Raw genomic sequence first — 10,863 nt, forward strand, 5'->3', positions numbered from 1 at the left:
TTCCATCCTTGATCTTGCCTTCGGGAAGCGGCCGGCTGTTGAACACGCGAAAGGTGTTGCCGGCAAAGCGAAACGCGTCGCCCTCGCGCTTCAGGTCTCGGCCCTTCAGCGGCACCCAGCCGAGCGATTTCCGGCCGCGATAACGCAGGTACGGGCGTCGGTGCTGACTGCGCGACTTCGCGTATTGCTCGCACGTCGCGTTGACCGTGCCGGAGTGAATACCGAGTTCCTTGCTGCTGCCGGTCGTCAGCACGTTCAGATCGAATCCCGTAGGCCACTTCTTGCCCCACTTGAGCGCGTGCTTATGCGTGTCGTTGCAGAAGTTCCAGACGTAGTTCACCGCGCGGCTCTGCTTGTTGAGCAGTCCGTTGAGCGACTTCACGCGGTAGCGATAGACAAGGATCATGCAGGTAATCCTAACCCGTGGAAGAAGCTGCCTGTCAACAGCACGCCGTTCCTTCCCGCCATCAATGGCGGGGTTTCTCGGAGCAAATTCTGATGAACCGAATTCTCATCGGGCTGATCGGCCGGCGCATCGCGGTCACCGCGCTGACGCTGCTGATCGTGTCCGCGATCATCTTCACGATCACGAACCTGCTGCCGGGCGACGCCGCGCAGGCCGCGCTCGGCCAGTCGGCCACGCCGGAGACGGTCGCCGCGCTGCGCCAGCAGTTCGGTCTCGACATGCCGGCGCACGTGCGCTACCTGCACTGGCTCGGCGCTCTGCTGCACGGCGATTTCGGCCGGTCGTTTTCCGGCGACATGCCGGTGTCGGAGCTGATCGGCGGCCGCCTGCCGAAGTCGCTCACGCTCGCCGCGATCACGACCGCCGTGTCGGTGCCGATCGCGCTGCTGCTCGGCATCGTCGCCGCAGTCAAGCGCGAGTCGGTGGTCGACCGCGTGATCAGCCTCGGCACGCTGTCGCTCGTCGCGACGCCGGAGTTCCTGATCGCGACGGTCGCGGTGCTCGTGTTCGCGGTGAAGCTGCGCTGGTTGTCCGCGCTGTCGTATAGCGGGCCGATCGAAAGCGTGCACGATTTCCTGCGCGCGTATGCGATGCCCGTGCTGACGCTGTGCGCGGTCGTGATCGCGCAGATGGCACGCATGACGCGCGCCGCGGTGATCGAGCAGCTGAGCGCGTCGTATGTCGAGATGGCCGTGCTCAAGGGCGCGAGCCCCGCGCGCGTCGTGCTGCGCCACGCGCTGCCGAACGCGATCGGCCCGATCGCCAATGCGATTGCGTTGAGCCTGTCGTATCTGCTGGGCGGCGTGATCGTCGTCGAGACGATCTTCAACTATCCGGGCCTCGCGAGCCTGATGGTCGACGCCGTCAGCAACCGCGACTTCCCGTTGGTCCAGGCGTGCACGCTGATCTTCTGCGTCGCGTACCTGACGCTCGTGCTGTTCGCCGACCTGTGCTCGATCGTGTCGAACCCGCGACTGCGCACCTGAGTGTTTCGTCCTCCTTCCGAGATGCCGCCCATGCAACCGATCGAACCCGTACAACGCAGCAGCGCGCTGCCGCCATCCGGCGATCCGCCGCCGCAGTGGGGCGGCGCGACGCCGCCTGCCATGCCTGCCCCCGACCAGCCGCGCAAGCGCCGCGGCGTGCATATCGCGTTGACGACCGGCGGCCGCGTCGGTTTGTCGATGGTCGGCCTGATGCTGTTCGTCGCGGTGTTCGCGCCGCTGATCGCGCCGCATGACGTCGGCGCGATCGTCACGACCGACGTGTTCGCGTCGTTCAGCGCGAAGCTGCCGTTCGGCTCCGACTTCCTCGGCCGCGACATGCTGAGCCGCATTCTGTACGGCACGCGGCTGACCGTGCTGCTCGCGCTCGCGGCGGTGCTGCTCGCCGCGGTGACGGGCACGACGCTCGGGCTGCTCGCCACGGTGTCGGGCCGCGCGGTCGACGAGACGATGAGCCGGCTGCTCGACGCGCTCACGTCGATTCCGTCGAAGATGTTCGCGCTGATGCTCGTCGCCGCGTTCGGCTCGTCGCTGCCGCTGCTGGTCCTCACCGCCGCGATCAGCTACATGCCCGGCTCGTACCGGATCGCGCGCGCGCTCGCCGTCAACATCAGCACGCTCGAATTCGTGCAGGTCGCGAAGGCGCGCGGCGAGAGCGCGCTGTACATCGCGTGCGTCGAGATGCTGCCGAACATGATCCATCCGATGCTGGCGGACACCGGGCTGCGCTTCACGTTCGTCGTGCTGCTGCTGAGCGGCCTGAGCTTTCTCGGGCTCGGCGTGCAGCCGCCTTACGCGGACCTCGGCTCGCTCGTGCGCGAGAACATCGCGAGCCTCGGCGACGGGTCGGCCGTCGCGATCATGCCCGCGGTCGCGATCGCGATGCTGACGGTGGGCGTCAACCTGATGATCGACGGCCTGCCGCATCGCGGCCGCCGCAAGGGCGCGGCCGGCGCCGCAGGAGACCACTGATGCAACACGAATCGAATCCGCTCGTCGAGGTGCGCGGGCTGCGCGTGGTCGGCGGCCGGCCGGGCAGCGCCGAAACGACGATCGTCCACGGCGTCGACTTCGAGATCGGCCGCGGCGAGGTGCTCGCGCTGATCGGCGAATCGGGCTCCGGCAAGACGACGATCGCGCTGGCGCTGATGGGCCATGCGCGGGCCGGCTGCCGGATCGCCGGCGGCTCGGTGAAGCTCGGCGGCACCGACGTGTGCTCGCTGTCCGCGGCGGCGCTCGCCGCACTGCGCGGCCGCCGCGTCGCGTATATCGCGCAAAGCGCGGCCGCCGCATTCAACCCGTCGCGCACGATCCTCGACCAGGTGATCGAGAGCGCGCTGATCCACAAGACGATGTCGAAGCGCGACGCGCAGGCGAAGGCGGTCGAGCTGTTCCGCGCGCTCGCGCTGCCGGAGCCGGAGACGATCGGCAGGCGCTATCCGCACCAGGTGTCGGGCGGCCAGTTGCAGCGCCTGATGGCCGCGATGGCGCTGATCACCGATCCGGAGCTCGTGATTCTCGACGAGCCGACCACCGCGCTCGACGTGACCACGCAGATCGACGTGCTGCAGGCGTTCAAGAGCGTGATCCGGCGTTGCGGGATGAGCGCGGTGTACGTGTCGCACGATCTGGCCGTCGTCGCGCAGATGGCCGACCGGATCGTCGTGCTGAGCGACGGCGTGATCCGCGAGGCCGGCGAGACCGAACAGATCCTGCATGCGCCCGCGCACCCGTACACGCAGAGCCTGATCGCGGCGGTCACGCCGAGCGACGCCGAACGCGACGCGAAGCCGGAACCCGTCGCACCGGCGCCGCTGCTCGACGTGCGCGGCGCGATTGCCGGGTACGGCGGCCGCACCGCGAGCGGCTGGCCCGCGAAAGTGATCCTGCACGAAGTGGACCTGCGCATCGGGCGCGGGCAGACGGTCGGCGTGATCGGCGAATCGGGCTCCGGCAAGACGACGCTCGCGAAGGTGATCGCAGGCCTCGTGCCGGCGACGGGCGGCGAGATCCTGCTCGACGGCCAGCCGCTCGCGCTCGACGCGGCCAAGCGCACGAAGGAGCAGCACCGCCGCGTGCAGATCGTGTTCCAGAACGCCGATACCGCGCTCAATCCGGTGCATACGGTCGAGCGCACGCTGGCGCGGCCGCTCGCGTTCTATCACGGAATCCGCGGCGCGCGCGCGCGGCAGCGCGTGGCCGAGCTGCTCGAACTCGTGCGGCTGCCGCAGGCGGTGGCCGGGCGGCGCACCGGCGAGCTGTCCGGCGGGCAGAAGCAGCGCGTGAACCTCGCGCGCGCGCTCGCGGCCGAACCCGACCTGATCCTGTGCGACGAAGTCACGTCGGCGCTCGATACCGTGGTCGGCGCCGCGATCATGGAGCTGCTGCGCGACCTGCAGGCGAAGCTCGGCGTGTCGTACGTGTTCATCACGCACGACATCGCGAAGGTGCGCGCGATCAGCGACGATATCGTCGTGCTGTACGCGGGTCGCCGCGTCGAAACCGGCAGCCGCGACGCGCTGTGCGCACCGCCTTATCACCCGTATTCGCACCTGCTCGTGTCGTCCGCGCCCGAACTGCGCGCGGGCTGGCTCGACGACGCCGCCGAGCGCTGCCACCGGCCGCTGGTGCCGATCGGCGCGAGCGCGGACGACGCGGAGCTGTGTCCGTTTCTGGCGCGCTGCGCGATGCGGGTGGACGGCGTGTGCAACCGCACGGCCCCCGCGTTGCGCACGCTCGAGAACGGCGCGCAGGTGCTGTGCCATCGCAGCGAGGAAGATCTCGCGCGCTTCCAGGCGGAGCCGGTGCAGGCCGACGTCGCGCCGGGGCAACCGGTGCGGCTGTAGCGCGCGATACGCCGCCCGGTCGTCGCGCGTACCGCGGCGGCCGGTGCGCCGCAGAGTCTGCTGCGGCGCTCGCGCAAAACGGCGATTTGTGCGTGTGCCGTGCGCGAATACGCGGCAACTGCGCTTTTTAGCGATGATTAAATGATTCCCATTGAACGGTCGCCGATCGTCGTCGCCGCAACGGAATGAAGGACCCGATGAAATTCGAATCGTACTGGCTGGATACCCGCCCCGCGTTTCGCGCCGGAAGCGTTGGGCCCGTCGAAGGGCGTGCCGACGTGGTCGTGATCGGCGGCGGCTTCACCGGCTTGTCGGCGGCGCTCGCGCTCGCGCAACGCGGCGTATCCGTGGTCGTGCTCGAAGCCGCGCAGATCGCGGGCGAAGCGTCCGGCCGCAACGGCGGCCAGTGCAATACGGGCGTCGCGCAGGACTATGCGTCGCTCGCCGCGCGAATCGGCGCCGAGCCGGCGAAACAGTTCTATCGCGCGTACGAAAGCGCGGTGAAGAGCGTCGAGACGATCGTCGCCGAGCACGCGATCGACTGCGACTTCCGGCGCGCGGGCAAGCTGAAGCTCGCCGCGAAGCCGCAGCATTTCGCGGGGCTCGAAAAGACCTTCGACGCGTTGCGGCGCGACGTCGATCCGGACATCGAACTGATCGAGCCGTCGCGGATTCGCGATGAGATCGCGTCCGACGGTTTCTACGGCGGACTCCTGCAGCGCAACGGCGCGCAGATGCACATGGGCAAGTTCGGCGTCGGGCTCGCGCAAGCGGCCGTGCGCGCCGGCGCACGCGTCTACGAGCACGCGGCCGTCACGCAGCTCGAGCGGCTCGACGGCGAGCGCCACCGGGTCGCCTGCACCCGCGGCACGATCGTCGCCGATCGCGTGCTGGTCGCGACCGGCGCATCTCAGCACGGCCCGTTCGCGTGGTTCCGGCGGCGCATCGCGCCGGTCGGCAGCTTCATCGTCGTCACCGAGCCGTTGCCCGACGCACAGCTGAACCGCCTGTTCCCGAATCGCCGTGCGTACGTGACGTCGCGCCAGATCGGCAACTACTTCCGCGTGACGCCCGACAACCGGCTGCTGTTCGGCGGACGCGCGCGCTTCGCGATGTCGAGCCCGCGCTCCGATGCGAAAAGCGGCGACATCCTGCGCGCCGGCATGGCCGGCTATTTCCCCGAACTGGCCGACGTGCGGCTCGACTACTGCTGGGGCGGGCTGGTGGACATCACCGCCGACCGGCTGCCGCGCGCGGGCCAGCACGACGGGCTCTATTACTCGATGGGCTACAGCGGCCACGGCGTGCAGATGTCGGTGCACATGGGCCGCGTGATGGCCGACGTGCTGTACGGCGCGGCGGCCTCGAATCCGTGGCGCGAGCTCGACTGGCCGGCGATACCCGGCCATTTCGGGCACGCGTGGTTCCTGCCGTTCGTCGGCGCGTATTACCGGGTGCAGGATTTCCTGCACTGAAGCGCGCCGGGGAGGATTCAACATGACAGTGCGTTTGGTTTGCCCGTTCGCCGGCGTCGCCGTGCCGGGCGCAATCCTGCAGGCGGCGGCATGAGGACGGCGAGCATGCTCGAGCTGTTTCACGATTCGGTCGAAGGCGCGACGCCGCGCTCACCGCATGTCGCGCGGCCGGTATCGCCGGCGATCGGCGATGTGCTGCGCACGATCGACGCGTCGTTCGCGCAGCCGCTGAACCTCGATACGCTCGCGGCGGTGGCCGGATTGAGCGTGTCGCGTTTCACCGCGCGCTTTCGCAGCGAAACCGGGTTGTCGCCGCATCGGTATCTGTGCCTCGTGCGGGTACGGCGCGCGCAGGACCTGTTGCGGGCCGGACTCGCGCCGTCGGTGGTCGCGACCGACGTCGGGTTCTTCGATCAGAGCCATCTGTGCCGGCATTTCCGGCGCGTGCTCGGGATCACGCCGCGCGACTACGTGATCGCGCGACCGGGCGGCGCGCCGGCGCGGACGTCGCCGATGCGCGCGCGTGCCGAACACCGCGAAGCGGTATGTCATGTCGCGTAGGGATACGCGCGATCGTTATCCGGCGCTTAACGTGCGCTTGAATGACGGTTAATCAGACGGGCGGGCCGGCGCGGCACAATTTCAGGTAAGCGCCGCCGGCCATGAGATTGAACGGGTTTGTCGGGCGGCACCCGGATGCGGACATTTCAATGTCCTAACGGTGTGCGACGGGTGTGGCTTCGAACAACGATTTCCGATACCGCGCGACGGGGGCTGCACGACACCGTCGCGACCATGCAGGAGCAGAGATGACCGCAGTTTTCGTATTGCATCGTGCCGACGGAACGGCCAATCCGACCGCGCTGCGCAAGCAGGCGTTCGGCGAGCACGATCCTTTCGCGCAACATCGGGAGATCGCGTGGGAAGGGCCCGACGCGATGGCCGCGGGCCGTATCGGCTTCGTCGGGGAGCTCGACGTCGCGCGTTATCCGCACATCGAGACCCTCGTCGTCGTCGAAGGCGAGCTGACGCTCGACGCGGCCGGCGCGGCGCCGCTGGTGCTGGGGCCCGGGGAGGGCGCCGTGATCGGCGGTGGCACGGCGCTTCGCGTGAGTGCGGAGTCGCCGGTGCTCGTGACGTTCTGCGCGGCCGTATGCAAGCAACCGACGAAGCGCGGCCTCTTTCCGCTGCGCGCCGACGCCGACTTCAAGCCGTCGTCGACGTTGCCCGCAGAGGTGCTGCTCGGCCCCGCGCCGCAATGCCGCAGCGACAACGTGTTCATCGAAGATGGCGCCGAGTACTGCGCGGGCACGTGGGATTCGACGCCTTATCACCGGATCGTCCGCCCGCATCGCGTGAACGAGTTCATGTTCCTGCTGGCCGGCGGCGTGCGGTTCGCCGCACCCGACGGCAGCGTGCTGTCGCTGAGTGCCGGCGACGCGCTGTTCGTGCCGCGCGGCGCATCGATCGGCTGGGAAAGCAGCGAGCGCGTGGCGAAGTTCTACGTCGTGCAAAACGTCCACGTATCAACCGAACGAGACTGACCATGTCCCCTCCGCTGCGCCATATCGAAACCTCGCTCACGCCGCCGGCATCGGCCGACGTCGTCGTGATCGGCGGCGGCATCATCGGCGTTTTCACCGCGTATTACCTTGCCCGGCGCGGCGTGTCGGTCGCGCTGGTCGAGAAGGGCCGCATCGGCGCCGAGCAGTCGAGCCGCAACTGGGGCTGGTGCCGGCAGCAGAACCGCGACGCGCGCGAATTGCCGATGGCCAGCAAGAGCATCGATCTGTGGGAACGATTCGGCGAGGAATCCGGCGAAGACACCGGCTTTCACCGCTGCGGGCTGCTGTACCTGAGCAACGACGACGAGGAGCTGTCGCGCTGGGCCAGCTGGGGCGACTTCGCGAAGACGGCGGGCGTCACCACGTACATGCTCGACAGCAAGCAGGCCAGCGAACGCGGGCGCGTGACGGGCCGGCAATGGAAGGGCGGCGTGTTCTCGCCGACCGACGGCACGGCCGACCCGGCGAAGGCCGCGCCGGCCGTGGCCGCCGCACTGATGCGGCTGGGCGGCAGCGTGCACCAGCACTGCGCGGCGCGCGGGATCGAACTCGAGGGTGGGCGCGTCAGTGCGGTCGTGACCGAGGCCGGCGTGATCAAGACGAAGACGGTCGTACTGGCTGGCGGCGCGTGGGCGTCGTCGTTCTGCCGCCAGCTCGGCATCCGCTTTCCGCAGGCGTCGATCCGCCAGTCGATCCTCAGCGTGTCGCCCGTCGCGCAGCCGCTGCCCGATGCGATGTACACGTCCGGCGTATCCATTACGCGCCGTACCGACGGACGCTACGCATTGGCCATCAGCGGTCGCGCGCGCGTGGACGTGACGCCGCAGTTCCTGCGCTTCGCACCCCAGTTCGTGCCGATGTTCGCGAAGCGCTGGCGCAATCTGCTGCCGGGCGGCCTCGAAGGCGTGCGCGGCGGCCATGAAACGCTGAAGCGCTGGCGGCTCGACGCGCCGACGCCGATGGAAGCCGTACGCATCCTCGATCCGAAGCCCGACATGCCGACGGTCAACGAAACGTACCGCCGCGCGGTCGAACTGCTGCCCGAACTCCGCGAAGCGAAGATCACGCACGCATGGGCCGGCTTTGTCGACAGCACGCCGGACGGCGTGCCGGGCATCGGCGAAGTACCGGGCGTGCCCGGCTTGATCCTCGCGGCGGGCTTTTCGGGGCACGGCTTCGGGATCGGCCCCGGCGCCGGGCATCTGATCGCGGATCTCGCGACGGGCGCGCAGCCGCTGGTCGATCCGGTGCCGTATCAGCCGGGCCGGTTCAGCGATTCGGCATGGGGCAAGGTCGCGGATTTCTAGGGTGGCGCCGTCACGTCCAGCGGGGTGACGGCCGGTGGACGATGCGCAGCGCCGCGCGCCGCGCGCGAACGGCCGGCTCGATGCGGTGAACCGCCGCCGCGCGCGGTGGCCTGGCGCTGACAGGATTGGAGTGTGTGATGCGTTTCGTTTCCTATTGGCTCGATACGTCGCAGCCATTCGTGAGCCGCTCGCCGGAACCGCCGGACGGAAGTTGCGACGTGGTCGTCGTCGGCGGCGGGATCACGGGCTCCGCTGCCGCGCTCGCGCTCGCGAAAAAGGGCGCGCGCGTCGTCGTCTGCGAAGCGGGTACCGTCGGGCAGGCGGCGTCCGGGCGCAACGGCGGCATGTGCAACAACGGTTTTGCGCAGGATTACGCGTCGCTGTCGCAGCGCATCGGCACCGAACTGGCCAACCGGCTCTATCGCGCGTTCGACGCGGGCGTCGACACCGTCGAGCGGCTGGTCAGAGAGGAGTCGATCGATTGCGATTTCGCGCGTCGCGGCAAGCTCAAGCTCGCGGCGAAGCCCGAACACTACGACAAGCTCGCGCGCAGCCACGCGCTGCTCGCCGCAGGCGTGGACCCCGACACGCGCATGGTGACGAAAGCAGCGTTGCGCGACGAGATCGGCTCGGACCGTTATCACGGCGGGCTGCTGTTCGGCAAGAGCGCGGGGATGCACGTCGGCCGTTATGTGCGCGGCCTGGCGAACGCCGCGCAAGCGCGCGGCGCGCATGTTCTCGAGCATGCGCCGGTGCTCGGGCTGACGAGGGAAGCGGGCGGCGCGTACGCGGTGCGCACGCCGCTCGGCGAGATCCGCACGCGCCAGGTGCTGCTCGCGAGCGGCATCTCGCAGGTGGGCCCGTTCGGCTGGATCCGGCGCAGGATCGTGCCGGTCGGCGCGTTCATCATCGTCACCGAGCCGTTGCCGCGCGACCTGCTCGACCGGCTGCTGCCGACCCGCCGGATGGTTACCGACACCAAGAACTTCGTCAATTTCTTTCGCGTCACGCCGGACAACCGGATCCTGTTCGGCGGGCGCGCGCGCTTTGCGACGTCGAACTCCCGTTCAGACGAAAAGAGCGGGCGGATCCTGCGGCAGCAGATGGCCGCCGTGTTCCCCGAACTGGCCGGCGTGCGCATCGACTATTGCTGGGGCGGGCTGGTCGACATGACGGCTAACCGGCTGCCGCGCGCGGGCGAGCGCGACGGCGTTTACTACTCGATGGGCTATAGCGGCCACGGCACGCACATGGCGACGCTGATGGGCACGCTGATGGCCGAGATCATGGACGGGCGTGCGGCGCTCAATCCGTGGCAAGGCTTCGACTGGCCGGCGATTCCCGGCCACTTCGGCAAACCGTGGTTTCTGCCGTTCGTCGGCGCCTGGTACCGACTCAAGGACACTGCATTGACGTCCTCCCTTCCCTAAAGGGACGGGATTCCCACACCTGGCGATGCACGTCCGCATCGGAGAATGTTCAGCGCAGCGTTGATATCACGATCATGCACGACACCACATCCACTGCAGGCCCATTCTCTTACTCGCAGTCCCGCGATACCTTTCGGCCGCGTCGTGCTGTCTTTCGATCCGCACGACGAACAGGACTGGGTAGAACCGCTTTCGTCGACTTCCTCGAACGTGGCTCCGTGCGTGATCGCTTTGTAGCGGAGCTTGTTTCGGAAGGACGACCAGGATGCGTCGTAGACGCATTTCGCCATCCTGGTTCTGGCGAGTTTGACAGCCGACACGTTGCCGACCGCGATGTAATCGAAGCGCCGCACCAGATCGAGCGCGAGCTTGTGCTGGAAATCGGCACGGGCATTCGCGACCTTGGCGTGCAGCTTCGCGAGATGCCGCTTGTGCTTTCGCGCCCGTTGCGCTTTCGCCAGCTTTTCCGCCGCGCGTCGACCGAACGGGTCATTGGGCAGCTTCTCGCCGGTCGAAAGTGTGGCGAAGTCTTTCAGGCCGAGATCGATGCCCACACCGGAACGGATAGGTCGGGCCGGAACATCCGGCATCTCGATCACGATGTTGAGAAACCAGTTGCCGCGTGCATCCTGCGCAAAGTTGGTTCCATCCTTGATCTTGCCTTCGGGAAGCGGCCGGCTGTTGAACACGCGAAAGGTGTTGCCGGCAAAGCGAAACGCGTCGCCCTCGCGCTTCAGGTCTCGGCCCTTCAGCGGCACCCAGCCGAGCGA

General features: G+C 68.4%; 9 protein-coding genes and 1 pseudogene. 8 read left to right on the plus strand and 2 right to left on the minus strand.

Going from position 1 to position 10,863, the window contains the following annotated elements:
* Positions 1–406, minus strand: a pseudogene (locus tag O1Q03_RS39305) (RNA-guided endonuclease InsQ/TnpB family protein); the annotation flags it as partial.
* A 92-nt stretch (positions 407–498) separates the two neighbouring features.
* On the opposite strand from O1Q03_RS39305, the gene O1Q03_RS39310 reads away from it, so the two are divergent.
* The 8 genes from O1Q03_RS39310 to O1Q03_RS39345 all read left to right on the plus strand — a co-directional run bounded on the left by O1Q03_RS39310 (position 499) and on the right by O1Q03_RS39345 (position 10,093).
* On the plus strand, positions 499–1,452 hold the full coding sequence (locus tag O1Q03_RS39310; RefSeq protein ID WP_269511369.1) for an ABC transporter permease: 954 nt from the start codon (positions 499–501) through the stop codon (positions 1,450–1,452).
* Between the two features lie 30 nt (positions 1,453–1,482).
* The gene (locus O1Q03_RS39315) at positions 1,483–2,442 is read left to right on the plus strand and encodes an ABC transporter permease (protein ID WP_269511371.1); all 960 of its coding nucleotides are present in this window, start codon (positions 1,483–1,485) and stop codon (positions 2,440–2,442) included.
* Positions 2,442–4,316, plus strand: coding sequence for an ABC transporter ATP-binding protein (locus O1Q03_RS39320; protein ID WP_269511373.1), 1,875 nt, complete (start codon positions 2,442–2,444; stop codon positions 4,314–4,316). Before O1Q03_RS39315 ends, O1Q03_RS39320 begins: the two co-directional genes overlap by 1 nt.
* Positions 4,317–4,513: 197 nt before the next feature.
* Positions 4,514–5,791, plus strand: a complete 1,278-nt coding sequence (locus O1Q03_RS39325; protein WP_269511375.1) for an NAD(P)/FAD-dependent oxidoreductase — start codon at positions 4,514–4,516, stop codon at positions 5,789–5,791.
* Positions 5,792–5,896: 105 nt separating this feature from the next.
* Positions 5,897–6,352: a helix-turn-helix domain-containing protein gene (locus O1Q03_RS39330; RefSeq protein WP_269511377.1), complete on the plus strand. Its 456-nt coding sequence runs from the start codon at positions 5,897–5,899 to the stop codon at positions 6,350–6,352.
* Between the two features lie 248 nt (positions 6,353–6,600).
* The gene (locus tag O1Q03_RS39335) at positions 6,601–7,335 is read left to right on the plus strand and encodes a cupin domain-containing protein (protein WP_269511379.1); all 735 of its coding nucleotides are present in this window, start codon (positions 6,601–6,603) and stop codon (positions 7,333–7,335) included.
* Between the two features lie 2 nt (positions 7,336–7,337).
* Entirely contained in the window at positions 7,338–8,663 is a 1,326-nt protein-coding gene (locus O1Q03_RS39340; RefSeq protein WP_269511381.1) for an NAD(P)/FAD-dependent oxidoreductase, read from the plus strand.
* A 137-nt stretch (positions 8,664–8,800) separates the two neighbouring features.
* Complete coding sequence (locus tag O1Q03_RS39345; RefSeq protein ID WP_269511383.1) at positions 8,801–10,093, plus strand: NAD(P)/FAD-dependent oxidoreductase; 1,293 nt, start codon at positions 8,801–8,803, stop codon at positions 10,091–10,093.
* Here O1Q03_RS39345 and O1Q03_RS39350 read toward each other — a convergent pair.
* Positions 10,090–10,863: RNA-guided endonuclease InsQ/TnpB family protein (locus tag O1Q03_RS39350; protein ID WP_269511385.1), on the minus strand; the 774-nt coding region annotated here is incomplete at its 5' end. The genes O1Q03_RS39345 and O1Q03_RS39350 overlap by 4 nt on opposite strands.

Source organism: Burkholderia sp. IMCC1007, assembly GCF_027257875.1.
Lineage (GTDB): Bacteria > Pseudomonadota > Gammaproteobacteria > Burkholderiales > Burkholderiaceae > Burkholderia.

Coding starts and splice junctions, on each gene's coding strand:
- O1Q03_RS39310 (WP_269511369.1), top strand. CDS start 499: ATGAACCGAATTCTCATCGGGCTGATCGGCCGGCGCATCGCGGTCACC.
- O1Q03_RS39315 (WP_269511371.1), top strand. CDS start 1,483: ATGCAACCGATCGAACCCGTACAACGCAGCAGCGCGCTGCCGCCATCC.
- O1Q03_RS39320 (WP_269511373.1), top strand. CDS start 2,442: ATGCAACACGAATCGAATCCGCTCGTCGAGGTGCGCGGGCTGCGCGTG.
- O1Q03_RS39325 (WP_269511375.1), top strand. CDS start 4,514: ATGAAATTCGAATCGTACTGGCTGGATACCCGCCCCGCGTTTCGCGCC.
- O1Q03_RS39330 (WP_269511377.1), top strand. CDS start 5,897: ATGCTCGAGCTGTTTCACGATTCGGTCGAAGGCGCGACGCCGCGCTCA.
- O1Q03_RS39335 (WP_269511379.1), top strand. CDS start 6,601: ATGACCGCAGTTTTCGTATTGCATCGTGCCGACGGAACGGCCAATCCG.
- O1Q03_RS39340 (WP_269511381.1), top strand. CDS start 7,338: ATGTCCCCTCCGCTGCGCCATATCGAAACCTCGCTCACGCCGCCGGCA.
- O1Q03_RS39345 (WP_269511383.1), top strand. CDS start 8,801: ATGCGTTTCGTTTCCTATTGGCTCGATACGTCGCAGCCATTCGTGAGC.